This window comes from Brevundimonas sp. NPDC007368, assembly GCF_042869015.1.
Classification (GTDB): Bacteria; Pseudomonadota; Alphaproteobacteria; order Caulobacterales; family Caulobacteraceae; genus Brevundimonas.
On sequence record NZ_JBIAFA010000001.1, the window covers coordinates 704,997 to 730,831 of the forward strand.

Genomic DNA, 25,835 nt, shown 5'->3' on the forward strand with positions numbered 1-25,835 from the left:
ATGGCTGATGCGCCGATCCTGATGAAGGACGGCTACGCGCGCCCCACCGGGCGCGACGCGCTCGGCTGGCTGCTGCGCGGCGACGTGGGGTTGGCGGTTGGCGTGATCGCGGTCATCATGCTGCTGATCCTGCCGATCCCGAAGATGCTTCTGGATCTGCTGCTGGCCATCTCGCTGGTGTCCAGCGTGCTGATCCTGATGACGGCCGTGATGATGAAGCGGCCGCTGGACTTCGCCATCTTCCCCACGGTCCTGCTGGTCTCGACGCTGTTCCGTCTGGGGCTCAACCTGGCCTCGACGCGCCTGATCCTGACCCACGGTCAGGAAGGTCACGACAGCGCCGGTCAGGTCATCAACGCCTTCGGCGAACTGATGATGGGCGGCAACTTCATCATCGGGGTGATTATCTTCGCCATCATCCTGGTGGTGAACTTCGTCGTCATCACCAAGGGGTCGACCCGCATCGCCGAGGTCTCGGCCCGCTTCACCCTGGACTCCATGCCGGGCAAGCAGATGGCCATCGACGCCGACCTGTCGTCGGGCCTGATCACCGAGGACCAGGCCAAGCTGCGCCGCAAGGAGCTGGAGCAGGAATCCACCTTCTTCGGGGCCATGGACGGCGCCTCCAAATTCGTGCGCGGCGACGCCGTGGCGGGCCTGATCATCACCTTCATCAACGCCATCGGCGGCCTGCTGATCGGGGTGACGCAGCACGGCATGCCGGTGGGCGAGGCGGCCAACACCTATGTCCAGCTGACGGTCGGCGACGGTCTGGTGACCCAGATTCCGGCCATCATCGTGTCGGTCGCCGCCGGCTTCCTGGTGTCGAAGGCGGGCGTGGAGGGCTCGGCGGACAAGGCCCTGGTCAGCCAGCTGGCCAGCAACCCGGTGTCGCTGGGCGTGGTGTCCGGCGCGGCGGGCCTGATCGGCCTGATCCCCGGCATGCCGCTGATCCCCTTCGCCGCGCTGGCTCTGGGCTCGGGCTTCATGGCGTGGAAGCTGGGCCGTGATCGGCTGAAGCCCGCCCCGGTCGAGGGGGCCGTGGACCTGGGCAAGCCCAAGGAGGACGTCGAGGAGCCGATCTCGACCGCCCTGACCATCGACGAGGTCAAGATCGAGCTGGGCTACGCCCTGCTGTCCCTGATCAACGACCTGGAAGGCCGCCGCCTGACCGATCAGATCCGCGCCCTGCGCCGCTCGCTGGCCCAGGAATACGGCTTCGTCATGCCCAGCGTGCGCATTCTCGACAACATGCGCCTGCCCAATCAGGGCTACGCCATCCGCATCAAGGAGATGGAGGCCGGGGCCGGCGAGGTGCGCCTGTCGTCGCTGATGGCCATGGACCCGGCTGGCCGTCAGGTCGAGCTGCCGGGCGAGCATACGCGCGAGCCCGCCTTTGGCCTGCCCGCCACCTGGATCGACGAGAGCCTGCGCGAAGAGGCTACGTTCCGAGGCTACACCCTGGTCGATCCCTCGACGGTGCTGACCACGCACCTGACCGAGATCCTCAAGGAGAACATGGCCGAGCTGCTGTCCTACGCCGAGGTGCAGAAGCTGCTCAACGAACTGAACGGCGAAGAGAAGAAGCTGGTCGAGGAACTGATCCCGACCGTCGTCACCGTCACCACCCTGCAGCGCGTGCTGCAGAGCCTGTTGCGCGAAAAGGTCTCCATCCGCGACCTGCCGGCCATCCTCGAAGGTCTGGCCGAAGCCGCGCCCCACACCACCAGCGTCACCACCCTGGTCGAGCATGTCCGCACCCGCCTTGCGCGCCAGCTGTGCTGGGCCAACCGCGGCGACGACGGCGCCCTGCCCATCGTCACCCTGTCGCCCGACTGGGAGCAGGCCTTCGCCGAGAGCTTGATCGGCCCCGGCGAGGACAAGCAGCTGGCCATGGCCCCCAGCCGCCTGCAGGACTTCATCCGCAACGTCCGCGACGTTTTCGAGCGCGCCGCCATGGCGGGCGAGAACCCGGTCCTGCTGACCGGCCCCCAGGTCCGCCCCTACGTCCGTTCGATCATCGAGCGCTTCCGCGGCCAGACGGTCGTGATGAGCCAGAACGAGGTTCATCCGAAGGCCCGTCTGAGGACCGTCGGCTCGGTCTGATCAGGATCGAGGTTAACGACTGGACTCAAGGGGTTCGGGCGATAAGCTGGCCCTTATGAAACGCATCCGGCCGGCCCTTCGGACCTTTGGCGCCTTCCTGCGCACGCCGACCCTCAGTCGTTCGATCATCGCCCTGCTGGCCCTGGCCATCCTGCTGCTGCTGGCGGTAAACGCGGCCACCTTCGTGATGATCCGGCGGACGTCGGCCTATAATGACACGGTCGATCACAGCCAGCAGGTGCGTCTGGCCTCCAAGGACGTGCTCAGCCTTCTGGCCGACGCCGAGACGGGACAGCGCGGCTTCATGCTGACGGCCCGGGCTGAGTATCTGGGCGTCCACAATCGCGCCGTGGCCGAGCTTCCCGCTGTGCTGGCGCGGCTGGAGGACCTGATCGGCGACGACGAGGAGTTGAAGCCCCGCATCGCGCGGGTCGAGACCCTCTATCACCAGCGCATGACCCTGATGGACCATACCATCGCCCTGACCCGCACGGGTCGGATCGGCGAGGCGGTGTCCCAGATCCGCAGCGGCCAGGGCAAGGCCCTGATGGACGCCATGCGAGTCGAGCTGACCGCCATCGACGCGGTCGAGGCCCGGCGTCTGGTCGAGCGCACCCGTCAGTCCGAGCGCGCCTCGGCTGTGACGGTGTCGGTCAACGCCCTGGCCGCCTTGCTGATCCTGATCCTAGCCGGGATCAGCGTCTGGCTGGTGCGGCGGTATGTCGAGGAGATCGAGAGCGCCCGCATGGAGCTGGATCGGCTCAACGCCGGTCTGGAAAACCAGGTCCGCGACCGCACCGCCGAACTGACCCGCGCCAACGAGGAAATCCAGCGCTTCGCCTATATCGTCAGTCATGACCTGCGCGCGCCCCTGGTCAACGTCATGGGCTACACCTCCGAGCTGGAGCAGGTCGGCAAGATCTTCGACCATCAACTGACCACCCTGGCCCAGCGCCATCCCGAGGATATCGAGCCCGAGGCCATCCGCGCCGTGCGCGAGGATGTGCCCGAGGCGGTCGGCTTCATCCGCGCCTCGACCGCCAAGATGGACGGCCTGATCAACGCCATCCTGAAGCTGTCGCGCGAAGGCCGCCGGGCCCTGGTCCCTGAGGTTCTGCCGATGACGGCCGTGGTCCAGTCCATCGCCGACAGCCTGCACCATCAAGTCGCGGAGAGCGGGGGCGAGATCATCGTGCGCGACCTGCCGCCGCTGGAGAGCGACCGTTTGTCGATTGAGCAGATCTTCGGCAACCTGCTGGACAACGCGGTCAAGTACAGGCAGCCGGATCGGCCGGTCCGCATCGTCGTCGAGGGCGACATGACCGACGACGGCCGCGTCCACTACCGCATCACGGACAACGGACGGGGCGTCTCGGCGCGCGACCATGAACGAATCTTCGAACTGTTCCGTCGGGCCGGAAAGCAGGACCAGCCGGGCGAGGGTCTGGGCCTGGCCTTCGTGCGCAATAGCGTGCGCCGCCTCGGCGGGATCATGGAGCTGGAGTCCGAGCTGGGACAAGGCTCGACATTCCATTTGAAATTCCCCACACGCTTGATCGTGTCGGGGGATGCAGGAGACCGTCTATGAGCCACTCGGTGAAGATCGTCATGGTCGAGGACGACCACGGCCACGCCAAGCTCATCGAAAAAAACATCCGCCGCGCCAATATCGCCAATGACATCGTTCACTTCGATCACGGCGACGCGGCGCTGGACTATCTGTTCAGCGATGAAGTGCGCGCTCACGGTCCGCTGCTGATCCTGCTGGATCTCAACCTGCCGGACATGTCGGGCACCGACATTCTGGAGAAGGTGAAGTCGGACGAACGTCTGCGCCGCGCGCCCGTCGTCATCCTGACCACGACCGACGACAAGATCGAAATCCAGCGCTGCTACGACCTGGGCTGCAACGTCTACATCACCAAGCCGGTCGATTACGAAGCCTTCGCCGGCGCCATCCAGCAACTGGGCCTCTTCCTGTCCGTCATGCAGGCGCCCGAGGTTTGAGCGAGGCGAGCGACATGGGGGCCGCCATCCGCCTGCTCTACATCGACGACGACCGCGGCCTTTCGCGGCTGGTCCAGAAAGAGCTCGGCCGCCACGGCTATGAGGTGACCTGTGCGCCCGACGCCGACGCGGGCTATGAGGCCCTGCAGGCGGGCGAGTTCGACGTCTGCGCCCTGGACCACTACATGCCGGGCCGCGAGGGGCTGGACGTCCTGCCCGACATCCTGGCCCTGCCCAGCCCCCCGCCGGTCGTCTATGTCACCGGGGCCCAGGACGGGCGCATCGCCGTGGCCGCCCTGCGCGCCGGCGCTGCCGACTATGTCATCAAGGACGTGTCCGAGGACTTCACCGCCCTGCTGCGCTCGGCGGTCGAGGACGCCCTGCTGCGCCGCCGACTGGAGCGCGAGAACGAAGCCGCCCAGGAAGAGGTCCGCCTGGCCCGCGACCGCGCCGAGGCCATGCTGCGCGAGGTCAATCACCGCGTCGGCAACTCCCTGCAACTGGTGTCCAGCTTCATCTCCCTGCAACTGCGCCAGCTGGCCGACGAGGGGGCCCGCTCGGCCCTGCGCGAGGCACAGGTGCGGATCGAGGCCGTGGCCCATGTCCACCGCCGTCTCTATACCTCCTCGGACATGGCCACGGTGGCCATGGACGAATACCTGACCGGCCTGGTCGAGGAACTGGGCAAGTCGGTTGGCCCGAGCGAGACCTCGCCGCACCTGACCCTGCGCGCCGAGCCGATGCGGGTGACGACGGATCAGGCTGTGTCGCTGGGTGTCATCGTCACCGAACTGGTCACGAACGCCGTCAAATACGCCTATGCGCCTGGCGAGGGCGGCGAGATCCGTGTGGTGCTGGAAGCCGCCGCCGATGGGCGGGCCATCCTGACCGTTGAGGACGACGGCCCCGGCTTGGGCGATGGAACCCCCAAGGGAACTGGTCTGGGCGGCAAGATCGTCTCGGCCATGGCCGGCGGCCTGCGCTCGGCGGTTGAATTCGACGCCGATCACCCCGGCGTTCGGGCGAAGCTGGTCTTCGATCTTTAGGTCTATCGCTGGGACTTCGGCGCGCGTTAGTCTGCCTTGATGAAGCTTCAGTTTGGAACGGCCCGTCCCGGCCTCGACTACCTCCACCGCGCCGCGACCTTCGGTCTGGTCGAACGAGACGGCAAGCTGGCCTGCGTGCGCGTGGATCGCGGCGAGGGCAGCTATTTCGACCTGCCCGGCGGCGCTGTCGACGGCGAGGAAAGCGAACAGCAAGCCCTGGTGCGCGAGTTCGCCGAGGAGACCGGGCTGATCGTCGAACCCGAGGACCGCCTGACCGAGGCCGCCCAGTATTTCCGCAAGACGGACGGCTCGCCGGTCAACAACGCCGGCGGCTTCTGGACCGTGCGGATCACCGGCTTCGACGCCTCGACCCAGTGCGAGCCCGATCACGAACTGGTCTGGCTGGACCCGCTGGACGCCGTCTCCCGTCTGCGCCACGAAGCCCACGCCTGGGCCGTGGTGAAATGGTTGCGGTCACGAATTCAGGGAACCTGAACCAACGGGAACGGTTGTTTCTGTCGAAGCGCCGTCAGTCCGGCGGCGTCAGCACAGAGGGTTCCCATGCCTGATCATGACCGTATCGAAGGCGCCGCCAAGAACATCGGCGGCAAGATCAAGGAGGCCGCCGGCAAGGTGACCGGCGACGAAAAGCTGAAAGCCGAGGGCCGCGCCGATCAGGTGGCCGGCAAGGTTCAGAACGCCGTCGGCGGCCTCAAGGACACCTTGCGCGACACGCGCAACTAACCGCTCCCGTTTGCACCGATCAGGCCGCCGTTCCCGAAAAGGAGCGGCGGCTTCTTCATACGCTCAATCGCCGCCTATCCGGATGCGCAGGCCTCTTCGTGCCAGCATCGGTCGCGGCCGAAAACTTGAGGGCGCTTATTATTGCCAAGTTTGCTGAACCCTCTAGGCTGACCGTCAGGTGAAGTGTCGGGAGAGGCCGCGCGATGGTGCCGCGTCGTACTGTGTTGCTGGCGGCCGCAGGTATGGGGCTCGCCTGTGGGGCGCCGGCGATCGCGCAGGAAGCCCTGTCGAATAGTGATCGCTTCTACTCCGAGGGGCGATACCTGCCGACCTATCTGGACCTGAAGGCCAAGTCGGAAGCGGGGGATGAGGCGGCGCGCCAGATGCTGAGTCAGTTCGCGTCTTTTTTGGGCGACGAAGCCACAGCCGTGGGGACGATGGAACGTCCCCCGCATCCTTCGCTCGCTCGCCCCGATCTCGATGACGCCGCGGCGCGCGATGCGATTGAGGCCATTGTGGAGGCCGCGCGCGACACGCGCATCGTCATTCTCAACGAGGCGCACAATGTTTCGGGACACCGGGCCTTCGCCGCTCAGGTGATCCGGGCTCTGCGTCCGCTCGGCTATGATTGGTTCGCGGCCGAGACCTTCACCTCGCCGCAGCCCGAGCCCTATGTGCGGATCTCCAGCTACGCCGAGGGCGCGCCCTTCCTGGCGAGCTATGGCTACTACACCCACGATCCGGTCTTTGCCGAGACGGTGAGAGAGGCGGCGCGGCTCGGCTATCGTTTCGCGGACTATGAACAACGCTTCGATCAGAACGCGCCCGATGACGCTGACGGCGCATCGCGGATCGCCGCGCGGGAAGAGGCCCAGGCCGACAACCTGATCGAGAACATCCTGTCCAGCCACCCCGAGGCGCGCGTTTTTGTGTTTGTCGGCTACAGCCACGCCATGGAGAAGCCGGGCCGGGGCGGTACCTGGTTCGCCGCGCGTCTCAAGGCCAAGACCGGCATTGATCCGCTGACGATCGAGCAGTCGATGAATTGGCCGGCGATCACCCCCGAAAATGATGCGCCGCATGTGGCGGCGGTTCTCGACCGGTTCGCGCCCGAGAAGCCCGTCGTGGTGTCCAGCGGAGCCGAGAGCGTGGCTTCGCCCGCCTATGTCGGCAAGATGGACCTGTCGGTCTTCCATCCCCGCGTGGCGCCCGTCGCGGGGCGCCCGGGCTGGCTGGCGGCGGACCCCGAACGCCGCCGCGTCAAGATTTCGGTGCCCCCGCTGGACGAACTGGTGCTTGTCCAGGCTCTGTCGCTGTCCGAGGGGACGGCAGGGCCCCCGTCGGACCATTATCTGCTGCCGCCGGGCGCGACAGAGGCGACGTTCTTCCTCCGCCCCGGTCGCTACTTCTTCCGGCAGGAGACGGTAGGGGGCATCCGGCCAGCCTTCGGCGTTCTGAGCGTCGACTAGCCGGCAGGCGACACGGTCCGCGAACCTTCAATCGCCGCCCAGGCGTATGCGTAGGCCGTCCTGCGCGCGCGCGTCTCCCGGCGCCGGGCGGCATTCGCTGTTGAAGGCTATGGCGCCGCTGGGCGTACGCTGGGGGCGGCTGTCGCAGACCTTTTCCTGGGGCGGCGGCGCGCCCAGGGCCGCCACCGGGCGTGGCCCGCACTGCATGGCGTAGCCATTGGCCGCGTTGCCGGGCGTGCAGTTCTCCAGGGCCTTGGACGGGCGCAGGCCGTCAGGAAGGCGGTCGCCCATGACGGCGGCCAGCGTCACCCGCACCCTGGCCTGGCAATGCTCCAGCGGCTCGTCCTTGCGGATGAAGGGGCTGCACTGCGACCGCTCCCAGCCATAGGGATCGGCCAGAGCGTGGGCCGGTAGGACGGGAACGGGCGCGGCGACGGCGACCTCTTCGACGGGGGCGGGCGGATCGTCCGACCAGACCACGCCGGGCGCGGCCTGTTGCAGAACCAGAGCGAAAAGCAGAGCCGTCGTCATCGCGTCCCTCCTTGATCGGGGGCTCCCGGATCAGACCTCTACCGTGTCAGCGCGCGCATGGCCTTGTCCAGCCCGTCCAGCGTCAGGGGATACATCCTCTGGTCCATGACCTCGCGTATCAGGCTGACCGACTGGGTGTAGCTCCAGTAGCGTTCGGTCACGGGGTTCAGCCAGACCGACTTGTCCCACTGTTGGCGAGCGCGTTTCAGCCAGACGGCGCCGGCCTCCTCGTTCCAGTGCTCGACCGAGCCGCCCGGCATACTCACTTCATACGGAGACATGGTGGCGTCGCCGACGAAGATGGCGCGCCAGTCGCCGGGGTATTTGTTCAGCACGTCCCAGGTCGGGGTCTTTTCATTGTGACGCCGCCGGTTGTCCTTCCACACGCCTTCGTAGAGGCAGTTGTGGAAGTAGAAGAACTCCAGGTTCTTGAACTCGGTCTTCGCCGCCGAGAACAGCTCTTCGCACAGCTTGATATGCCCATCCATCGACCCGCCGATGTCGAGGAAGAGCAGGACCTTGATCGTGTTGCGCCGTTCCGGCCGCATCTGGATGTCCAGCCAGCCCTGGCGCGCCGTGCCGTCGATGGTGCCGTCCAGATCCAGTTCCTCGGCCGCGCCCTCGCGCGCAAACCGACGCAGACGGCGCAGGGCCACCTTGATATTGCGGGTGCCCAGTTCGACCGTGTCGTCCAGGTTCCTGTACTCGCGCTTTTCCCAGACCTTGACCGCGCGGCCATGCTTGCCCGGTCCGCCGATACGCACGCCCTCTGGATTATAGCCGCCGTGGCCAAAGGGGCTGGTTCCGCCGGTGCCGATCCAGCGGTTGCCGCCCTCGTGCCGGCCCTTCTGCTCCTCCAGACGCTGCTTCAGCGTCTCCATCAGCTTGTCGAAACCGCCGAGGGCCTCGATCTGGGCCTTCTCCTCGTCGGTCAGGAACTTCTCGGTCAGCAGCCGCAGCCAGTCCTCGGGAATGTCGGCGGTCAGGTCTTCGCCCGCCCCGACCGTCTCCAACCCCTTTAACACCTTGCCGAACACCTGATCGAACCGATCATAGTGCTTCTCGTCCTTGACCAGCACCGCCCGCGACAGGTGGTAGAAGGCCTCGACGTCGCGCCCCGCCACGTCCTTGTCCATGGCCTCCATCAGATGGAGCCATTCCTTCAGCGAAACAGGAACACGGGCTTCGCGCAGAGCGGTGAAGAAGGGCAGGAGCATGGGATCAGACTGAGCCGGGATCAGCCCCGCCGCAAGATGAACTCGTGGTCGTTCCAGGCTCCCACCGGATAGTCGTACTCGCCGGCCTTCTCGAAGCCGTAGGCGGCGTAGAGTTTCTGGGCCTTTTCATTGCCGCTCCAGACGCCGACCCACAGGGGGCCGTCGGTGTTGGCCTCCATCCATTCCAGAGCCAGCGTCAGCAGCCGGGTGCCCAGACCCAGGCCTTGCGCGTCGCGGCTGATGTAGAGGCGGCGCAGCTCGGCGTGGCCGGGCCGAGCTTCGGGATGGGGCAGGGTGTTCGGCCCGGTGTTGGCGAAGCCCAGGATCTCGCCGTCGCGGTCGGCTACCCACCAGGCGGCGCCGGGTTCGGTCAGCTTGGTTTGGATGGTCTCGACGCTGAAGCTCTTGTCGAGGAAGGCGGCCAGGTCGGCGGCGGGGTAGGGGATGCCAAAACCTTCGACGAAGGTGTCCACGAAGGTCTGTCGGCCCAGCGCGGCCAGGGCGACGGCGTCGTCGGGTCGGGCGGGGCGGATCAGGGCTTCGGTCATGGTCTCGGCCATAGCGCCGCGCGTCCCTGCGGTCGAGGCCGCACAGGCCGCTCGCGAGGCTGTCATCGCTTGGTGGTTGCAGGGGCGCGCGGCGAGAGCTACCACCATCTTCCAAGGGGCCGACGAAGCGCTGGCCCCGTCAACCGCAATCGGGGGGATTGAGGGACGCCAAAGCCTTGATTTCAAAGGCTGCTCCCCGTGCTATGACGTCTCCCGCACTCATGACTCACACCGAATCCGCCGCATCGACGCCCAGTGAGGCGCCTCGCGCCGTCCAGGCGGCGCCGGCCTTCGGCGCCATCATTCTGGCTCGCCACGGCGAGCCGGCCCTGTCGCGCAAATGTCTGATCACCTCGGACGAATATCGTGACTGGTGGGGCCGCTACGAGGTCGGCGGCCTGCGCGCGGGCCAGACTCCGCCGCAGACCCTTCTGAGCGCCGCCGAGGGTGCGGGGGCCATCTACGCCTCTTCGCGCCGTCGCGCCCAGGAAACGGCCCAGGCCGTGGCCCGCGACCGCGAGGTTCTGGTCGACGCCCTGTTCATCGAGGCGCCCCTGCCGCCGCCGCACTTCCCCGCGTGGATCAGGCTGTCGCCGCGCTACTGGGGCGTGATCTCGCGTTTCTGGTGGCACGTCTTCAACCACCACGAAGGCCAGGAAACCCGCGCCGAGGCCGAGGTCCGCGCCGACCAGGCCGCCCGAATCCTGATCGCCCGCGCCGGCGAAGGTCAGGACGTTCTGGTCCTGGCCCACGGCTACTTCAACCACATGGTCGGCCAGCGCCTGAAGGTCCACGGCTGGCGTCTGGCCCACAACCAGGGCTTCAAATACTGGTCGCAACGCCGCTACGAGAAACGCTGATAGGCAAGGTCGCCGCATCGTGCGGAGATGCAGAGGTTCCTCTGGAGGGCTTTGATGTTCGGCGTGATTCCTGACCTCGTCATGATCGCTGTCTTGGCTACTGTGGCCCTGTTGCTAGCGCGCGCCATATCTCGACGCGCGCAGAAGTAGCTTCTGGGCTGCCTCCACGCCTTTCGTCGTTGATGCGCCGCGCGGGCGTCTCTAGGTTGCCCGCATCATGACCGACGCCTCCGCTTCCCCCGCCGTTTCCGCCGATCTCAGCTTCGAGGACGCCCTGTCGCGTCTGGAGGGCATCGTCTCGCGACTGGAGTCGGGCCAGGCCCCGCTGGAAGAATCCATCGCCCTGTACGAAGAGGGGGCGCGCCTGAAGGCTCACTGCGAGGCCCGGCTGAAAGCCGCCCAGCTGCGGGTCGAGAAGATCGTCGTCGGCGCCGACGGCCAGGCCAAGGGCGTTGAACCGGCCGAGTTCGGCTGATGTCGGACGCCGACCTCGCGCCGCCCATCGGCTTCGATGACTTTCTGAAGGTTGATGTCCGCATCGGCCAGATCGTCAAGGCCGAGCCTTCTCCCGAGGCGCGCAAGCCCGCCTACAAGCTGACCATCGACTTCGGCCCCGCCATCGGGATCAAGAAGTCCTCGGCGCAGATCACCCATCACTACACCCTGGACCAGTTGCAGGACCGCAAGGTCGCCGCGGTGGTCAACTTTCCGCCGCGCCAGATCGGGCCGATGAAGTCCGAGGTGCTGACCCTGGGCTTCCCCGATGCCGAGGGCGAAGTCGTTCTGGTCGGCGTTGATCGCGACCTGCCGCTGGGCGGGAGGCTGTTTTGACCATGCTCGCCGCCAATTCCCCGGAACAGGCCGTCATCGACCGGGTGGCCGAGATCGCCGATCTGGTCACCGTCGCCCTCGACGAGCTCCTGCCCCGCGCCGACGGCCCGGAGTCGCGTCTGACCGAAGCCATGCGTTACGCCGCGCTGGGCCCCGGCAAGCGTCTGCGCCCCTTCTTCGCCATTGAGGCGGGCCGGATGCTGGAGGTCGATGAACAGGCCGTTCTGCGCGCCGCCTGCGCCCTGGAATGCGTCCACGCCTATTCCCTGGTGCATGACGATCTGCCGGCCATGGACGACGACGACGTGCGTCGCGGCCGTCCGACCCTGCACATTGCCTATGACGAAGCCACCGCCATCCTGGCCGGCGACGCGCTGCAGACCGCCGCCTTCGACATCATTCTGGACGAGGACACCCACGACGACGCAGGCGTGCGCTGCGAACTGGCGCGGCGCCTGTCCTTTGCGTCCGGCGCACGCGGCATGGCCGGCGGCCAGATGATCGACCTGCTGGGCGTCCGCGACGACCTCGGCGGCGTCGCCCGGATGCAGCGTCTGAAGACCGGCGCCCTGTTCGCCTACGCCTTCGAGATCCCGCTGATCATCTCGCGCGGCAGCGAAGACGCCTGGCACGCCCTGACGAGCTTCGCCCACGACGTGGGTCTGGCCTATCAGATCATCGACGATGTTCTGGACGCGGAGGGTTCGGCCGAGGAGATGGGCAAGGCCGCCGGCGGCAAGGACGCGGCCCTCGGCAAGACCAATTTCGTCACCCTGCTGGGCGTCGAGGCGGCGCGACAGAGGGTCGCGCACCTGGCCGATCAGGCCCGCTCGCACCTTGACCTGTTCGGTCACGAGGCCGAAATCCTCAAGGCCAGCGTGGACTTTGTGCTTAAACGCCGGTCCTGATAGGAAACGCGCCCGCCTCCCGCGGGTTAGAATATGACGTCCTGCGTCAAAGGCCTCCGATACCCATGCCCCACACCCCGCTTCTCGACACCGTCAAGTTTCCCGCCGACACGCGGGGCTTGGACGTTCACCAGCTGAAGCAGCTGGCGGACGAGGTGCGGGCCGAGACCATCGACGCCGTCTCGGTCACCGGCGGCCACCTGGGCTCGGCGCTGGGCGTGGTCGAGCTGACCGTGGCCCTGCACCATGTCTTCGAGACGCCGAAGGACATCCTGATCTGGGACGTCGGCCATCAGTGCTATCCGCACAAGATCCTGACGGGGCGACGCGACCGCATCCGCACCCTGCGTCAGGGCGGCGGCCTGTCAGGCTTCACCAAGCGGGCCGAGAGCGAATACGACCCCTTCGGCGCGGCCCACGCCTCGACCTCGATTTCGGCGGCCTTGGGCTTCGCCGCCGCCCGCGACGCCAAGGGCGAGAAGAACCGCGTCGTGGCCGTCATCGGCGACGGTTCGATGTCGGCGGGCATGGCCTATGAGGCGATGAACAACGCCGCCGAGGCCACCAGCGGCCAGCTGATGGTGGTGCTGAACGACAACGACATGTCGATCGCCCCGCCGGTCGGCGGCATGAGCGCCTATCTGGCCAAGCAGGTCTCGGGCGGCGCCTATCAGAACATCCGCAAGGTCGGGAAGAAGTTCGTCGACCACATGCCGCGCCCCTTCCGCGACGCGGCGCGCAAGGCCGAGGAATACGCCCGCGGCATGATCGTCGGCGGCACCTTCTTCGAGGAGCTGGGCTTCTACTACATCGGGCCGATCGACGGTCACGACATGGAGAACCTGGTCCCGATCCTGAAGAACGCCGCCGCCATCACCGACCGTCCGGTGCTGGTCCACGTCGTGACGCAAAAGGGCAAGGGCTACGCCCCCGCTGAGGACAGCGCCGACAAGTACCACGGCGTGGTCAAGTTCGACGTGGTCTCGGGCAAGCAGGCCAAGGCCGTCTCCAACGCCCCCAGCTACACCAAGGTCTTCGGCACCGAGCTGATCAAGCACGCCCACAATGACCCCAGCATCGTGGCGATCACCGCCGCCATGCCGACCGGCACGGGGCTGGACCTGTTCGGTCAGGCCTTCCCCGACCGCACCTTCGACGTCGGCATCGCCGAGCAGCACGCCGTCACCTTCGCCGCCGGTCTGGCCGCAGACGGGATGAAGCCGGTCTGCGCCATCTATTCGACCTTCCTGCAGCGCGGCTATGATCAGGTCGTCCACGACGTCGCCATCCAGTCCCTGCCGGTGCGCTTCGCCATGGACCGGGCCGGTCTGGTCGGCGCCGACGGCGCCACCCATGCGGGCAGCTTCGACATCGGCTTCATGGGGGCTCTGCCCGGCATGGTGCTGATGGCCGCCGCCGACGAGGCGGAACTGGCCGCCATGATCTCGACTTCGCTGGCCATCGACGACCGCCCCAGCGCCTTCCGTTATCCGCGCGGCGACGGCGTCGGCGTCGAGATTCCCGAACTGGCCGCCCCGCTGGAGATCGGCAAGGGCCGCATCGTCCGCGAAGGCGCCTCGGTCGCCATCCTGTCGCTGGGCACCCGTCTGCAGGAATCGCTGAAAGCCGCCGACCTGCTGGCCGCGCGCGGCGTCTCGGCCACCGTTGCCGACGCCCGCTTCGCCAAGCCGCTGGACGCCGACATGATCCTGCGTCTGGCGCGCGAGCATGAATGCCTGATCACAGTGGAAGAGGGCGCCATGGGCGGCTTCGGCGCCTTCGTCCTGCAACTGCTGGCCGAGAAGGGCGCGCTGGACGCCGGCCTCAAGATCCGCACCCTGACACTGCCCGATGTCTTCCAGGACCAGGACAAGCCCGAGATCATGTACGCCCAGGCCGGCCTCGACGCCGACCACATCGCGGCGACCGCCCTGACCGCCCTCGGCGTCGACGCCAGCCGGGCTGTTCGGGCGTAATCCACCGTCGTCGCTCGGGAGGGCGGCGGCCGACGTCGAGACTGCGGGCTCTTGCGAGGGCGCTGCGGCGCGACTCGTCGTCGCGCACGCAACTTTGACGGTTCCAAATCGGTTTCATCCCGGTAAAACTAGTGCGAAAGCCTTGCCGTGGCGGCCTCGCGCCCCCAGATTAAGGCTTCCAGCCCCAAGGAAACCCTTCACCGACGCAGGAGCGCCGATGCCGCATGCCGACAGCCTGATTATCACCCTGGTCGGAGGCTTCGTCCTCGCCTTCGTGTTCGGCATGTTGGCCAATCGGCTGAAGCTGTCGCCTTTGGTCGGTTATCTGGTGGCGGGGGTCGTGGTCGGCCCCTACACGGGCGGCTTCGTCGCCGACACCGAGCTGGCGCCCCAGTTGGCCGAGATCGGCGTCATCCTGCTGATGTTCGGGGTCGGGCTGCACTTTTCGCTGGCGGACCTGATGAAGGTGCGCAAGGTCGCCATTCCCGGCGCCTTGGTCCAGATCGCCGCCGCCACTGTCCTGGGCTGGGTCTTGGGCCGGTTCCTGCTGGGGCTCGGCGACGTCGAGGCCCTGTTGCTGGGCTTCTCTCTGTCGGTGGCCTCGACCGTGGTACTGCTTCGGGCGCTGGAAGAGCGCAAGCAGCTCAAGACCGACGCCGGCCGCATCGCCATGGGCTGGCTGATCGTCGAGGATCTGGTGATTGTCATCGCCTTGGTCATGCTGCCGTTGCTGATCATCGCGCCGGGCGAGACGCTGAGCGGCGCCGAACTGGCCAAGTCCATCGGCTGGACCCTGGTCAAGGTCGCCGGTTTCGTCAGCGTCATGCTGGTCGTCGGCGCCAAGGTCCTCCCCTGGGTTCTGGTGCGGATCGCCCACACCAAGTCGCGTGAACTCTTTACGCTTGGCGTTCTGGCCATCGCACTGGGCATCGCCTGGGTCGCCTATTACCTGTTCCACTCCTTCGCCCTGGGCGCCTTCCTGGCAGGTCTGGTCCTGAACAGCTCTCCGCTGGGCCACAATGCCGCCGAGCGCTCGCTTCCGCTGCGCGACGCCTTCGCCGTGCTCTTCTTCGTCTCGGTCGGCATGCTGTTCGATCCGATGATCCTGGTGCGCGAGCCTCTCGCCGTTTTGGGCGTCCTGGGCATCGTCATCATCGGCAAGTCCCTGGCGGCCCTGGCCATCACCACGGCCTTCAAGCTGGACCGCCCGACCAGCCTGACAGTCGCGGCCAGCCTGGCCCAGATCGGCGAGTTCTCCTTCATCCTGGCCGCCATCTCGGTGTCCCTGGGCGCCATGAGCCGCGAAACCCACGACCTGATCCTGGCGGCGGCCCTGCTGTCGATCTCGCTCAATCCCTTCGTCTTCGCCCTGATCGACCGGATGGGCGGGCGGATCGTGACGCCGCCCAAGAAGGAAGAACCCAAGGCCGCCCTGGCCGACGTCATGTAAATGAAAAGAGGCCCGGAGATCGCTCTCCGGGCCTCTTCCGAATCGGCCGCCTGACAGGGGGGCTTACAGGACGCCGATCATGCTGGCGACCAGGGGGTGACGCACGATGTCGCGTTCAGCCAGACGAACCACGGCGATCTCTGGAACGGCCTCCAGCCGCTCGGCGATGTCCGACAGGCCCGACACGCCGGGCAGCAGGTCCGACTGTTGCGGGTCGCCCGTCACCACCATGGTCGAGTGCCAGCCCAGCCGGGTCAGCAGCATCTTGAGTTGGACGTAGGTGCAGTTCTGGGCCTCATCCACCACGATGAAGGCGTTGTTCAGCGTGCGGCCGCGCATGTATCCGATGGGGGCGATCTCGATCAGACCCTCGGCCATCAGGGCCTTGACCCGCTTCATGCTGAGCCGGTCCGACAGGGCGTCGTAGAGGGGGCGCAGATAGGGGGCCAGCTTGTCCTCCATGTCGCCGGGCAGGAAGCCGATCGACTCGCCGGCCTCGACCGCCGGGCGCGACAGGACGATGCGGCCGACCTTGCCGGCCTCCAGCGCTTCGACCGCCTTGGCCACGGCCAGATAGGTCTTGCCGGTCCCGGCCGGGCCCAGGGCCAAGACCAGGTTGGCGTGGTCGATGGCGGCCATCAGTTCGGCCTGACCGTCCGACTTGGGCTTCAGCGTCTTGAGGTAGCCCTGGTCGCGTTCGTCGTTGGAGGGATAGGGCGACCAGCCGTTGCGCGGCGGCAATCGCCGGACCTTGGCGTCTTGCAGGAACTCCCGCGAGTCCAGCACGCCTTCGCGGACCTGATGCTTGATGGCCGAACGCTTCGTCATGAACGCCTCCAGGGCATGAAAAAAGGCGCGCCCGGCAGGGACACGCCTTGGTCGTCGGTGGGGGAGGAGGGGACCGGAGCCACGCAGCAGCCGCCCGGATCAGCTGCAGGATCGTCGCCGCAGCAGAGGCGTCGTCCCGGAACCGGTCGCGAACACGCCATGCGCATTCTCCAGCATCTGACCGGACCGGGCTTGATCCGGCTTCGGATCCGGGGCCGAAATGGCGACCTCGAATCGCATCAACAGAATGATGCTAACGTAGTTTATGAGGGCTTAAAGCCATCATTTTCTGAAACATAAGGCGTGTTCGGATGAGTGTTTACAGTCTTGGCGACAGCAAGCCCCAGCTTCCGCCGGAGGGCGAATACTGGATCGCGCCGAATGCAACGGTTCTAGGGAATGTGATTCTGCATCCCGGCGCCAGCATCTGGTTCAACACGGTTTTGCGAGGCGACAATGATCCCATCGTGGTCGGTCGCGACAGCAATATTCAGGACGGCAGCATCCTGCATACCGACATCGGCGCGCCGCTGATGATCGGCGCGGGGGTGACCGTGGGGCACAAGGCCATGCTGCACGGCTGCACCATCGGCGACAACAGCCTGGTCGGCATCGGGGCGGTGATCCTGAACGGCGCGCGCATCGGTAAGAACTGCCTGATCGGCGCCAACGCCCTGATCACCGAGGGCAAGGTCATTCCCGACAACAGCCTGGTCATGGGCCAGCCCGGAAAGGTGGTGCGAGAACTGGACGAGGGGCAGATCGAGGCCCTGCGCATCTCCGCGCAGCACTATGTTCAGAACTGGCAACGCTATGTGCGGGATTTGCAGCCTTTGACCTAGCTTCGAGCCTGACGCGTCAGGATGGCACAGCTTGTCGGTCGTCGGCGCGTAATCGGGCAACGGAAACGCAAGGCTTTTGCGCTTTCATGCAGCATTGAACCGGCCCGCGACTTGCAAGGCGTGGGGCAAGAACAATGCAGGAGCCCAGCCGATGCGGGTGCGGATCAAGACTTTGCTGGCGGCCGCCGGCGCCCTTATCGGCGCCATGGCGATCGCTGACGCGGCGGCGGCGCAATGCGGAGGCAATACCTGCCAGCCGCCTCCGCCGCCCCCTCCGCCGCCGATCCCCGGCGGGCCTTGCGGCGGCGGCGGATGCCAGCCGCCCTCGCCGCCGCCGACCTATCCAGGCTGTGGTCCGCGCGGCTGCCAGCCACCAGTTGCACCGCCGTGCTGCGGCTCGGGCGGCAATGTGAACGTGAACGTCAATGTGAACGCCAATGCTTCGGCCACGGCGCGCGCCTTCGCCGGCTCACGCAGCGGCGCGACGGTGATCGTCGGCGGGGGCGGCGGCGCCTACTTCAACGTTGACCAGCCCTATCCCACGACGATCCAGGGCCTGACGGTCGAGGGCAAGACGATGGAGATGATCCGCGTTCCCTATACGGCCTCGCGCCGGATGGAGAAGCGGGTGGTCATCCAGGCCGTCTGCATCGACGACCGCGCCGTGCCGCACCCGGCCTCGCAGGTTCGTCCTGGCCGCGACGTGGCCATGGACTATGAAGGCGAGCTGTACCGCTGCATCGCTGGCACCAAGCTGCAATGGACCATCGCTGACGAAGCCGGGGGTCCGGGCGAAACCATCAACTGCAACAAGCGCGACGCCCTGTGGTACGGTCGCGGCGGCCAGCTGGAGTGCCGTCCGGAGAAGCAGGAGCGCGACTGCAACGAGCGTTCGCTGCTGCGCCGCTATGGCGCGGGCGTGAAGGTGCTGACCATGATCCGCGAAGAGACCTACACCGAATACCGCGAGGAGATGGTCGAGAGCGCCGGGGCCGTGGCTTCGGGGGCGGTGATCATGCTGGACGGCGGCGTCGGCGGCCGCGTCTTCTGAACAGGCCGTTCAGCCTGGCGTCAGCCGGGTTGAGCTAGGGTTCGACCATCGACTCTCCGTCGATTAGGCCAAAAGACTTGGGGCCCCGATCCGCTGGATCGGGGCCCCTTTTTCGTCGACGTCAACCCAGCCTTACTGGGTCGCAGCCTTGTCCGACACGACCTCGGCCTTCCATGCCGTGTCCGCCTTCAGGTACTGCCGTGCGGCGGCCTGAATATCGGCGGCGGTGAAGGATTCCAGATCGCTGATGTGCGTCTGGATCTGCTCCAGCGAGGCCGGTTTGGCGGCCAGGTCTTCCAGTTGGCCGAGCCAGTACTCGTTGCCGGCCTGGCTGCGACGCAGGGACTCGATGACCGGCAGGCGCGCGCGGTTCAGTTCGTCCTCCGTCACAGGGGCGTCGCGCAGGGAGGCGGTGATCGCGTCCACGGCGGCATAGAAGGCCGGGATCTTGTCCGCCGCCGTCTCGGCCATGACGAAGATGGAGCCGTAGCCCTTGAACACGTCCGAGGACGAGGAGGCGACGCGCGGAGAATAGGCCAGGGCCTGCTTCTCGCGAATTTCCTCAAGCACGCGCAGCTTGAAGACCTCGGCCAGGATGTTGACCTTGCGGGCCTCGGTGCGGTCATCGACGGAGTCCGTCGTCGGCCAGGCGATGTAGCCCAGGGCCTGTTCGGCCGGACCCGAGTGGGTTAGGCGCACCGGCTGGGCGGTCGGCGCCGGGAAACGACGCTGGTCCGAACCAGGCAGGGGCTGGGCGGCCGGGGCGCGGGCGGGCAGGGCGGCGAAGGTCGAAGCCACGGCCTTGATCGCATCTTCGACCGTGACGTCGCCGACCATGACGATGTCGATCGGGCCCGACGCCATGCCCTGGATGACGCCTTGCTTCAGCTCGTCCAGGGTGAAGGCGGCGATGTCCGAAGCAGCCGGCACCGTCTCACGCTTGTCGCCGCTGGCCAGCAGACCGGCGGCCTGGATGCCGAAGGCGCCGCCGGGCGTCGCGCGCTGCTGGGTCAGGATCTGCGGGAAGAAGGCCTTGATCTGCTCGAACGGCGCCGGGCGCAGGCCCGGATCGGTCAGATAGGCGGCCAGCACCTGCATCTGCAGTTGCAGATCAGCGGGGCGGGTCGCGCCCGACAGCTGATAGGCGTCGCCGTCGATCGAGAAGCCGGCGCTGTAGATCTTGCCCGTCAGGACGCGGCTCAGTTCATCCGCCGTCAGCTTGCCGAGGCCGCCCTGGGTGAAGACCATCGGAGCCAGCATCTGGGAGGTGAAGCGGTCGGTCGGGAGGCCTTCCTCGCCGATGCCGGTGCGAACCGTCATCAGGATCTGCTCATCCTTGAAGTCGGTCGGCTTGACCGTCAGGCGCACGCCGTTGGGGAAGGTCACGACCGTGGCGCCGACAGCGGCGACCTCGGTGCGGCTGTTCGGAACTGCAGCGGCGCCGAAGTTCGCATAGGGCCATTCCAGTTGAGCCTGCTCGGCGCGAGCCGTGACCGGGACGGTGCGGCTGGCTTCAAGGGCGGCGGTGACGCCGGCTTCACCGCCTTCGATTGTTTCAGGCGTGATGACAAGAGCCAGAGGGCCGTAGCCTTCGAACACGGCCTTGATCGCCGTGCTGACCTGCTCGGCCTTCAGATCCTTCACGCTGGCCTCGAACCGGGCGAGGTTGTCGGCGGGAGAGGAAAAGACCCTGTCGTCATTGGCCGAGCCCAACAGGGCGTTGGCCAGGGCCGGGGTGCTGCGCGTTGCGGCGGCCTGAACGGCGTTCTCCAACGCGGTGCGTGTGTTGGCGATCTCGCGGTCGAGTTCGGTCTGGGTCACGCCGAACTGCACCAGGCGGCGCTGCTCCTGCTCGATGGTTTCCAGCGCGCGCTTCAGGCCGCCGGGGTTGAAGCTGGCCGAGACGCTGCCGAGGTCGACGGTGTCGAACAGGCTGCCCTTGCTGGCGCTGGCGCCGATGAAGGGCGGATTGTCGGCGCGGGCGATCTCGCCCAGACGACGGTTCAGAACCGCGAGACCCAGGTTCTGCACCAGGGCTTCACGACGTTCGGCGACGGTGTCGGGGTCCAGGTCAGGGTTGCGGATCCAGTTCAACTGGATCGAGGACTGGATGCCCGGCTCGACCAGGATGCGGGTTTCGGCCGAACGTGGCGCGACGGTTCCCAGATCGGGATTCGGGCCGTCAGCGGCCTTGGGCGTCCAGTCGCCGAAGGTCGCCTTGATCTTGGCTTCCATCTGATCGACGTCGAAGTCGCCGACCGCGATCATGGTGGCGCGTTCGGGGCGGTAATAGGCGTTGTAGAACTCGACGAAGCGTTCGCGCGGAGCCGAGCGAATAATGCTGAGGTCGCCGATCGGCAGGCGGTTGGCCAGGCGCTGACCGGGCGCCAGCAGGGCGATCTGGGCCTTGAGCGAGCGCAGGCCGGGGGTGTTGCGCAGGCGCTCTTCGCCCTCGATGACGCCGCGCTCCTCGTCGATGGCCTCGGCCTTCATCAGAGCCTCGGAGACCTGTTCGCGCATGATGCGCAGCGAGGTGTCGACGGTCTCGTCGTTGGTCCGCGGCAACTCCAGGGTATAGGCGGTCTGGTCGAAGCTGGTGAAGGCGTTGGTGTCGGCGCCGAAGGCCAGGCCGAGACGCTCCAGGATTCGCAGCAGGTCGTTCTCGGGCACATTGGTCGTGCCGTTGAAGGCCATGTGCTCCATGAAGTGGGCCAGACCCAGCTGGTCGTCGTTCTCCATCAGCGAACCGGCCGCGATCCGCAGGCGCAGCGAGGCCTGCCCCGGGGGCGTGGCGTTCTTCATGATGGCGTAGCGCATGCCGTTCGGCAGGGTGCCGAAGCGGACGGCGGGATCGGCGGGGATGTCGCTGGCGGCCTGGGCCCAGGCGCTGGAGGGCTGGGCGTTCTGCGCGACCGCGGCGGGCGCCGTCGAGCTGACGGGCATGGCGACGGCGGGCAGGGCAGCCGCGCCAAGAAGGGCGAGGCTTGAGGCGGCAAGCAGCAGATGGCGAGCGGATCGCATTCAGTAGTCTCCGGACCGTGCGATCAGGCTGCCCCCGGGACTGACTGCGGCCCTGCACGTTGGTCGCGTGCAATGACCTATGCACGTTCGCTCAAAATGACAAACGTGCTTGACTGCCTCAAGTTACCGAAAGTTAATTTCCTCCGGTCCGCGTGACGTAGAAGGTCGCGGAGTTGCCGACCGCGTTGGCGCCGGCGATGACGTTGCGGCCATTGCCGTTGATGGTGGAGTTGACGATCGCGCTGACGTTGCCGCTGTTGCTCTGAACATTGCGAACCTGGAGGTCGCCGCCGCACTCGGCGCAGGCGTAGCCGATGACCGAGTTGCCCGCGGCGTTGGCGCCGACGTAGGCGTCGTATCCTTTCTGGCCGACAAAGGAGGCAGTGGCTTCGACCCCACCCGAGTTCATCTGCGTGTTGTCGATGTCGACATAGATGTCATTGTTGCCGACCGTGACCTCGTTGGCCACGGCGCTTGCGGTCGCCGTCCCCTTGCCGAAGTCGTAGGAGTTCAACTGAACCGCGCCGCGAATCTGGGCGGTGTTCTCTTGGTCCGTGGTGGGGACCAGGGATCCGCCCTGGTTGTAGAAGCTGGCCTGGTTGCCGCCGGCGTGGGCGCGCGCGGCCAGGTTCCAGCCGTTGCCGGCCCATACGCCTGTGCCAGCCTCGACCATGGCGCCGGACGAGCGTTGCCGCACCTCCAGTTCCTGGTTGGCCGAAGGACCCGACGTCGCCTGAACAGTGTTGGCCACGGCCTGGCTGGAGAACTCGGCCGGGTCGCGCACAAAGCGAGGGGAAGCCTGATTGGTGGCGCGGACGTCGCCGGTCACTGTCTGATTGATCGAGCCGACCAGGGATGCACGGTCGCCGCCGGATCCGCTTCCGGCCAGTGCGACTGTATTGCCCATAGCGGCGGCGGCGATGGTCCCACTGCCGACCAGCCGCGCGTCCTGTCCGGTGATGACGGTTGTCGCCGTGACGTCGCCGCTGACCATCTGGGTCGCGTCGATCGCCATCTGCGCACTCGCCGCCGTGCCCGCCAGATAGTTGCCGCTCGCCTGGGTGACGCTGGTCACCAGGCCGTTGGTGTCGCCATCCAGGGTGAGCGTGGTCGAAGCCGAAGTCTCGCCGCGCATGTCCTGAGACGAGCGGACGTCGAGGTCCTGGCCATCTGCGCCGCCGGTCAGGCTATTGCCCTGGGCGGCGTTGGACACAGTGACCTGATCGCTGACGTCGACGACGTTCAGCGTCTGGCCCGCAACGACGTCGCCCAGCTGAAGCTGTTCGTTCAGGACCAGACCGCGGTCCTGAGCGACGACCTCAGTAGCGGCCGCGGCGCACATCGCCGTCGCGGCGATCGTGCCAGCGAGACGGATTCGCGCGAGTCTGACCATTGTTCGTGTCCGTGTTTGCATAGGCGGGGTAATAGCCCCCGGTCGGGCCGACGGGAGAGTCGCCCAGAGGATCGTTGGCGGGGTTGAGGCAGACCTCGGGCCCCGGGGCGCCGTAGAGATTGGCCATGAACTCGACCGTGGCGCGCTCCACCAGGGCGCGGACGGCCAGTTGCACGGGCTCAAGGCCGCTGGTCCCGGCCGAAATGTCGAAGACGTTGCCGTTCAGGAAGTCGAAGACGCCCGCCGAAACCTCGCGGCCGACGATCTGCTTCTGATAGGAGACGACATCGACGACCTCGAGCGTGGTGGTTTGAACCAGACGCAGGTCGATGGCCACGTTCATGACGAAGACCTTGCCGGTCAGCATGCCCGAGCCGCCGTTGTCCTGAACCTCGCCGCCGGCGATGTCGAACCCGCCCGAGCGGATGTTATAGTTCACCTCGGTGATGCCGCCGACGACATAGAAGTCGGAGCCGGGCACCTGGCCGGCGAGAATGCGACGGTAGGCGGCGTCCTGCGGCCCTCCGTTCGGCTGATCGTCGCTGATCAGCTTGTTGTTGGCGTAGCGCAGTTCAAGCTCGGACACCGAGGTGTCGTAGCGTTCAACGATGCGCGCGCCGGCCTTGGCCAGGGCGGTGTTCGCCATCAGGGACGCGCCCTGGGTGATCTGGCGCCCGCCGTCCGAGGAGATCGAGCCCGTGTAGTCGCTGATCCGGCCCACCGCCATGCGCGGCGACGGCAGATTGTAGCGGCGGGCGTAGTCGGCCAGGCAGTAGAGAGCGGTCGAATAGGGCGTCGGGTTGGACGTCACCGGGGCATTACCGATCGGCGCGGCGTACTGGCCCGACGGTCCGGCGCTGGTGCTGACGCAGCCGGCCAGAACGCTGGAGACGGCGGCCACGACGGCGGCGGCCCGCAGCGGGCGATTGAAGCGTTGTGCGGTCATCAGAAGTTCAAGGTCCCGTTCAGGGCGGTTCCGGCGGTGATATTGCCGGTATTGGTCTGCTTGGAGTTGACGATCACCGTGTTCCGGTTGCCCTGAACCACGACGTTGAGGCTGTTGCCGATCGCGGTCGCGCCGCCGATGGCCGTGCCGTTGCCGGAGGAGCCGGCGCCGACGTGGCCGCTCGACACTCCTGCGGTTGAACTGGAATAGCTGCTGGCGCCCGACTGGATGATGCCGTTGACGATCAGGCGATTGCCGTTGGCGTCGCGGGTCGAGCCGCTCGAGGGCTGGGCGGTGGTGTAGCGCGAGGCGCCGTAGCCCGCCTGAAACTGGGCGGCGCCCGCCGAACCGGTCGACTGGGCGGCCGCTGCGCCGGCCGCCGTGAGGGGCAGGGCCAGGACCGCGACGGTCAGGATCAGTTTTTGAAACGGCATGAAGCACTCCGCAGGTCGATGCGGGTCGCCAAGCAACCCGCGTGCCAGTCTGGAACGCGGGTCTTAAGATCGGCTTGAGATTGCGCCGGTCTTTGTCCATCAAGGGCTTATGCAGACTTTCACCGACGGCCCGAGCGATCCCCAGCGTGAGCGGATATTCAACGCGCCTTTTCTGCCGATATTGATCGCCGCCTCGATGCCCGTCCTCTTCTGGTTTCAGGAACGGTTGCCCGATCAGGGCATGTCCATGGCTTTTCGGGCTGTGGATCTGTGGCAGGGACGGTGGAGCGGACTGTTCACCTCCATGCTGCTGCACGGGGGATGGGCCCATGTCGCCATGAACGCGGTCGGGGCCCTGGCCTTCGGCACGCCGGTGGCCCGATTGCTCTCGCGGGGGCTGGGGCCTCTGATCTTTGTCGCCCTTTATATCGTGAGCGGAGCCGTGGCGGCTCTGGGCTATGGGCTGTGCCATCCGGGGAGCGAGAGCCATCTGGTCGGAGCCTCCGGCGCGGTGTTCGGCCTGATTGGCGCGTCGACCCGTCTCATGGGGGGACACGGTCGGGTGATGCCCTTGTTACATTCGGCCGTTCTGAAGCAGGCCGGAGCCTGGATGGCGGCCAATCTGCTCGTCGGCCTGATCGGTCTGGCGCCGGGCGCGGGCGGCGCCAGCATCGCCTGGGAAGCTCATGCTTTCGGCTTCCTGGTCGGCATAATCCTGATCGGCCCGCTAGGGCGGTGGTTCGGGCCGGGACCGGATTTGCGTCCTGCCCGCGTCTGAGCGATCCTGCCGTTAGTAGCGGCCGGTCCGCGGTCGCCTCTCTGTCAGACGAGAAGGAGCCGCCATGCTGGTCGCCGAGATTCTGAAGGGGAAGGGGCAGGCGGTCTTCACCCTGTCGCCGGATACGCCTCTGATCGAGGCCTGCGCCGAGCTGGATCGCAAACGGGTCGGCGCTCTGATTGTCTGTCAGGGAGACGATGTCGTCGGCGTTCTCTCGGAACGGGACATCGTTCGGGCGATATCGCAGGACGGTGCAGCGGCGCTGTCGCAACCGGCGTCGCGCTATATGACGGCGGACGTGATCTTCGCGGAGCCGACCGAGACCGTGGCGATCCTGATGGGAAGGATGACGGATCGGCGCGTGCGCCATCTGCCCGTCCTTCGGGGGCGCGAACTGGCCGGCGTCATCTCGATCGGCGATGTCGTCAAATGCCAGATCGCGGAAGCCACACAGGAGGCTGAGAGTCTGAGGACCTATATCGCGGCGGGCTGATCGACGTTGCGAGTGATGAAAGACTCTCGTTCGTTGAGATAGTTTGTGAAACTGTCATTCAGGGCTTGTGGACTCGGGGTGGTGTCCGTATATCCGCCGCTCGCTCGGAGACGGGCGGCGGCGTTGGGTTCTGAGACGGGCCTGGCGAAGTGGATTTGGAGGCTTTGGTTTCCGGGTTTGCGAAAAGGCTGAAAAGCCTGGTTGACATGGAGAATGGCTTTCCTTAGAAGGCCGCCTCCGCCGGGGTCTTCGGGTTCCGGGAGTGTTGAGAAAGTTCTTTAAAAAGAACTGGTTGACACGGAAAATCAGGGGCGCTAAACACCGCCTCCGCCGCGAACGGGCGTTAAACGGTTCGG

The 25,835-nt window shown here is 66.7% G+C and carries 24 protein-coding genes and 1 pseudogene; 17 read left to right on the forward strand and 8 right to left on the reverse strand.

Annotation, left to right across the window (positions count from 1 at the left end):
• The 7 genes from flhA to ACFYLW_RS03550 all read left to right on the forward strand — a co-directional run bounded on the left by flhA (position 1) and on the right by ACFYLW_RS03550 (position 7,372).
• Positions 1 to 2,106 carry a flagellar biosynthesis protein FlhA gene (flhA, locus tag ACFYLW_RS03520; RefSeq protein ID WP_390182852.1) on the forward strand — a complete coding sequence of 702 codons (2,106 nt, stop codon included), beginning with the start codon at positions 1 to 3 and terminating at the stop codon, positions 2,104 to 2,106.
• A gap of 55 nt (positions 2,107 to 2,161) precedes the next feature.
• Positions 2,162 to 3,694 carry a CHASE3 domain-containing protein gene (locus ACFYLW_RS03525; protein ID WP_390182853.1) on the forward strand — a complete coding sequence of 511 codons (1,533 nt, stop codon included), beginning with the start codon at positions 2,162 to 2,164 and terminating at the stop codon, positions 3,692 to 3,694.
• The gene (locus tag ACFYLW_RS03530) at positions 3,691 to 4,113 is read left to right on the forward strand and encodes a response regulator (RefSeq protein WP_313472021.1); all 423 of its coding nucleotides are present in this window, start codon (positions 3,691 to 3,693) and stop codon (positions 4,111 to 4,113) included. The genes ACFYLW_RS03525 and ACFYLW_RS03530 overlap by 4 nt, the downstream gene beginning before the upstream one ends.
• 14 nt (positions 4,114 to 4,127) lie before the next feature.
• Entirely contained in the window at positions 4,128 to 5,159 is a 1,032-nt protein-coding gene (locus ACFYLW_RS03535; RefSeq protein ID WP_390182854.1) for a sensor histidine kinase, read from the forward strand.
• A gap of 39 nt (positions 5,160 to 5,198) precedes the next feature.
• Entirely contained in the window at positions 5,199 to 5,654 is a 456-nt protein-coding gene (locus tag ACFYLW_RS03540) for an NUDIX domain-containing protein (RefSeq protein ID WP_313102658.1), read from the forward strand.
• A 66-nt stretch (positions 5,655 to 5,720) separates the two neighbouring features.
• Complete coding sequence (locus tag ACFYLW_RS03545) at positions 5,721 to 5,903, forward strand: CsbD family protein (RefSeq protein ID WP_313102659.1); 183 nt, start codon at positions 5,721 to 5,723, stop codon at positions 5,901 to 5,903.
• Between the two features lie 203 nt (positions 5,904 to 6,106).
• Positions 6,107 to 7,372, forward strand: coding sequence for a hypothetical protein (locus tag ACFYLW_RS03550; RefSeq protein ID WP_390182856.1), 1,266 nt, complete (start codon positions 6,107 to 6,109; stop codon positions 7,370 to 7,372).
• Between the two features lie 27 nt (positions 7,373 to 7,399).
• On the opposite strand, the gene ACFYLW_RS03555 is transcribed toward ACFYLW_RS03550, so the two are convergent.
• The 3 genes from ACFYLW_RS03555 to ACFYLW_RS03565 are packed head-to-tail and all read right to left on the reverse strand — an operon-like array spanning position 7,400 to position 9,680.
• Positions 7,400 to 7,903 (reverse strand): hypothetical protein, encoded by a 504-nt coding sequence (locus ACFYLW_RS03555; RefSeq protein WP_390182857.1) that lies wholly within the window; start codon positions 7,901 to 7,903, stop codon positions 7,400 to 7,402.
• A 38-nt stretch (positions 7,904 to 7,941) separates the two neighbouring features.
• Positions 7,942 to 9,120, reverse strand: a complete 1,179-nt coding sequence (locus tag ACFYLW_RS03560) for a VWA domain-containing protein (RefSeq protein ID WP_390182858.1) — start codon at positions 9,118 to 9,120, stop codon at positions 7,942 to 7,944.
• Between the two features lie 20 nt (positions 9,121 to 9,140).
• Positions 9,141 to 9,680 carry a GNAT family N-acetyltransferase gene (locus tag ACFYLW_RS03565; RefSeq protein ID WP_390182859.1) on the reverse strand — a complete coding sequence of 180 codons (540 nt, stop codon included), beginning with the start codon at positions 9,678 to 9,680 and terminating at the stop codon, positions 9,141 to 9,143.
• A 209-nt stretch (positions 9,681 to 9,889) separates the two neighbouring features.
• Between ACFYLW_RS03565 and ACFYLW_RS03570 the strand changes: the two genes are divergently transcribed.
• From ACFYLW_RS03570 to ACFYLW_RS03595, 6 genes are all read left to right on the forward strand, one after another.
• Positions 9,890 to 10,528, forward strand: a complete 639-nt coding sequence (locus ACFYLW_RS03570; RefSeq protein WP_313472014.1) for a histidine phosphatase family protein — start codon at positions 9,890 to 9,892, stop codon at positions 10,526 to 10,528.
• Positions 10,529 to 10,745: 217 nt separating this feature from the next.
• Complete coding sequence (locus tag ACFYLW_RS03575) at positions 10,746 to 11,003, forward strand: exodeoxyribonuclease VII small subunit (protein WP_105563889.1); 258 nt, start codon at positions 10,746 to 10,748, stop codon at positions 11,001 to 11,003.
• Entirely contained in the window at positions 11,003 to 11,359 is a 357-nt protein-coding gene (locus tag ACFYLW_RS03580; RefSeq protein ID WP_390182860.1) for a tRNA-binding protein, read from the forward strand. The genes ACFYLW_RS03575 and ACFYLW_RS03580 overlap by 1 nt, the downstream gene beginning before the upstream one ends.
• A 2-nt stretch (positions 11,360 to 11,361) precedes the next feature.
• A complete protein-coding gene (locus tag ACFYLW_RS03585) occupies positions 11,362 to 12,267 on the forward strand; it encodes a polyprenyl synthetase family protein (RefSeq protein WP_390182875.1) in 906 nt (301 codons plus the stop codon).
• A 65-nt stretch (positions 12,268 to 12,332) separates the two neighbouring features.
• Complete coding sequence (dxs, locus tag ACFYLW_RS03590; protein ID WP_390182861.1) at positions 12,333 to 14,243, forward strand: 1-deoxy-D-xylulose-5-phosphate synthase; 1,911 nt, start codon at positions 12,333 to 12,335, stop codon at positions 14,241 to 14,243.
• Between the two features lie 217 nt (positions 14,244 to 14,460).
• Positions 14,461 to 15,693, forward strand: a complete 1,233-nt coding sequence (locus ACFYLW_RS03595; protein WP_390182862.1) for a cation:proton antiporter — start codon at positions 14,461 to 14,463, stop codon at positions 15,691 to 15,693.
• A 63-nt stretch (positions 15,694 to 15,756) separates the two neighbouring features.
• On the opposite strand, the gene ACFYLW_RS03600 is transcribed toward ACFYLW_RS03595, so the two are convergent.
• Positions 15,757 to 16,533: a PhoH family protein gene (locus tag ACFYLW_RS03600; protein ID WP_292084259.1), complete on the reverse strand. Its 777-nt coding sequence runs from the start codon at positions 16,531 to 16,533 to the stop codon at positions 15,757 to 15,759.
• 521 nt (positions 16,534 to 17,054) lie between these two features.
• Between ACFYLW_RS03600 and ACFYLW_RS03605 the strand changes: the two are divergent.
• Both ACFYLW_RS03605 and ACFYLW_RS03610 read left to right on the forward strand, forming a co-directional pair.
• Positions 17,055 to 17,228 (forward strand): annotated as a pseudogene (locus ACFYLW_RS03605) (gamma carbonic anhydrase family protein); the annotation flags it as partial.
• Between the two features lie 286 nt (positions 17,229 to 17,514).
• Entirely contained in the window at positions 17,515 to 18,414 is a 900-nt protein-coding gene (locus ACFYLW_RS03610) for a hypothetical protein (protein WP_313103032.1), read from the forward strand.
• A 132-nt stretch (positions 18,415 to 18,546) separates the two neighbouring features.
• On the opposite strand, the gene ACFYLW_RS03615 is transcribed toward ACFYLW_RS03610, so the two are convergent.
• The 4 genes from ACFYLW_RS03615 to hfaA form a co-directional block, all read right to left on the reverse strand.
• On the reverse strand, positions 18,547 to 21,435 hold the full coding sequence (locus tag ACFYLW_RS03615; protein ID WP_390182864.1) for a M16 family metallopeptidase: 2,889 nt from the start codon (positions 21,433 to 21,435) through the stop codon (positions 18,547 to 18,549).
• Between the two features lie 133 nt (positions 21,436 to 21,568).
• Complete coding sequence (gene hfaD, locus ACFYLW_RS03620; protein ID WP_390182865.1) at positions 21,569 to 22,828, reverse strand: holdfast anchor protein HfaD; 1,260 nt, start codon at positions 22,826 to 22,828, stop codon at positions 21,569 to 21,571.
• Positions 22,755 to 23,774 carry a holdfast anchoring protein HfaB gene (hfaB, locus tag ACFYLW_RS03625; RefSeq protein WP_312066001.1) on the reverse strand — a complete coding sequence of 340 codons (1,020 nt, stop codon included), beginning with the start codon at positions 23,772 to 23,774 and terminating at the stop codon, positions 22,755 to 22,757. The genes hfaD and hfaB overlap by 74 nt, the downstream gene beginning before the upstream one ends.
• Complete coding sequence (gene hfaA / locus ACFYLW_RS03630; protein WP_292083865.1) at positions 23,774 to 24,208, reverse strand: holdfast anchoring protein HfaA; 435 nt, start codon at positions 24,206 to 24,208, stop codon at positions 23,774 to 23,776. The genes hfaB and hfaA overlap by 1 nt, the downstream gene beginning before the upstream one ends.
• A gap of 247 nt (positions 24,209 to 24,455) precedes the next feature.
• On the opposite strand from hfaA, the gene ACFYLW_RS03635 reads away from it, so the two are divergent.
• Positions 24,456 to 24,986: a rhomboid family intramembrane serine protease gene (locus tag ACFYLW_RS03635; protein WP_312066004.1), complete on the forward strand. Its 531-nt coding sequence runs from the start codon at positions 24,456 to 24,458 to the stop codon at positions 24,984 to 24,986.
• Between the two features lie 64 nt (positions 24,987 to 25,050).
• On the forward strand, positions 25,051 to 25,479 hold the full coding sequence (locus tag ACFYLW_RS03640; protein WP_292083863.1) for a CBS domain-containing protein: 429 nt from the start codon (positions 25,051 to 25,053) through the stop codon (positions 25,477 to 25,479).
• The last annotated feature ends 356 nt before the right edge of the window (positions 25,480 to 25,835 follow it).

Excerpts from the sequence above, each read along its gene's own strand:
- ACFYLW_RS03525 (WP_390182853.1), top strand. The coding sequence starts at position 2,162 with ATGAAACGCATCCGGCCGGCCCTTCGGACCTTTGGCGCCTTCCTGCGC.
- ACFYLW_RS03535 (WP_390182854.1), top strand. The coding sequence starts at position 4,128 with ATGGGGGCCGCCATCCGCCTGCTCTACATCGACGACGACCGCGGCCTT.
- ACFYLW_RS03635 (WP_312066004.1), top strand. The coding sequence starts at position 24,456 with ATGGCTTTTCGGGCTGTGGATCTGTGGCAGGGACGGTGGAGCGGACTG.
- flhA (WP_390182852.1), top strand. The coding sequence starts at position 1 with ATGGCTGATGCGCCGATCCTGATGAAGGACGGCTACGCGCGCCCCACC.
- ACFYLW_RS03540 (WP_313102658.1), top strand. The coding sequence starts at position 5,199 with ATGAAGCTTCAGTTTGGAACGGCCCGTCCCGGCCTCGACTACCTCCAC.
- hfaB (WP_312066001.1), bottom strand. The coding sequence starts at position 23,774 with ATGACCGCACAACGCTTCAATCGCCCGCTGCGGGCCGCCGCCGTCGTG.
- ACFYLW_RS03565 (WP_390182859.1), bottom strand. The coding sequence starts at position 9,680 with ATGGCCGAGACCATGACCGAAGCCCTGATCCGCCCCGCCCGACCCGAC.
- hfaD (WP_390182865.1), bottom strand. The coding sequence starts at position 22,828 with ATGGTCAGACTCGCGCGAATCCGTCTCGCTGGCACGATCGCCGCGACG.
- dxs (WP_390182861.1), top strand. The coding sequence starts at position 12,333 with ATGCCCCACACCCCGCTTCTCGACACCGTCAAGTTTCCCGCCGACACG.
- hfaA (WP_292083865.1), bottom strand. The coding sequence starts at position 24,208 with ATGCCGTTTCAAAAACTGATCCTGACCGTCGCGGTCCTGGCCCTGCCC.
- ACFYLW_RS03575 (WP_105563889.1), top strand. The coding sequence starts at position 10,746 with ATGACCGACGCCTCCGCTTCCCCCGCCGTTTCCGCCGATCTCAGCTTC.
- ACFYLW_RS03595 (WP_390182862.1), top strand. The coding sequence starts at position 14,461 with ATGCCGCATGCCGACAGCCTGATTATCACCCTGGTCGGAGGCTTCGTC.
- ACFYLW_RS03615 (WP_390182864.1), bottom strand. The coding sequence starts at position 21,435 with ATGCGATCCGCTCGCCATCTGCTGCTTGCCGCCTCAAGCCTCGCCCTT.
- ACFYLW_RS03560 (WP_390182858.1), bottom strand. The coding sequence starts at position 9,120 with ATGCTCCTGCCCTTCTTCACCGCTCTGCGCGAAGCCCGTGTTCCTGTT.
- ACFYLW_RS03550 (WP_390182856.1), top strand. The coding sequence starts at position 6,107 with ATGGTGCCGCGTCGTACTGTGTTGCTGGCGGCCGCAGGTATGGGGCTC.
- ACFYLW_RS03640 (WP_292083863.1), top strand. The coding sequence starts at position 25,051 with ATGCTGGTCGCCGAGATTCTGAAGGGGAAGGGGCAGGCGGTCTTCACC.
- ACFYLW_RS03530 (WP_313472021.1), top strand. The coding sequence starts at position 3,691 with ATGAGCCACTCGGTGAAGATCGTCATGGTCGAGGACGACCACGGCCAC.
- ACFYLW_RS03610 (WP_313103032.1), top strand. The coding sequence starts at position 17,515 with ATGCGGGTGCGGATCAAGACTTTGCTGGCGGCCGCCGGCGCCCTTATC.
- ACFYLW_RS03570 (WP_313472014.1), top strand. The coding sequence starts at position 9,890 with ATGACTCACACCGAATCCGCCGCATCGACGCCCAGTGAGGCGCCTCGC.
- ACFYLW_RS03580 (WP_390182860.1), top strand. The coding sequence starts at position 11,003 with ATGTCGGACGCCGACCTCGCGCCGCCCATCGGCTTCGATGACTTTCTG.
- ACFYLW_RS03555 (WP_390182857.1), bottom strand. The coding sequence starts at position 7,903 with ATGACGACGGCTCTGCTTTTCGCTCTGGTTCTGCAACAGGCCGCGCCC.
- ACFYLW_RS03545 (WP_313102659.1), top strand. The coding sequence starts at position 5,721 with ATGCCTGATCATGACCGTATCGAAGGCGCCGCCAAGAACATCGGCGGC.
- ACFYLW_RS03585 (WP_390182875.1), top strand. The coding sequence starts at position 11,362 with ATGCTCGCCGCCAATTCCCCGGAACAGGCCGTCATCGACCGGGTGGCC.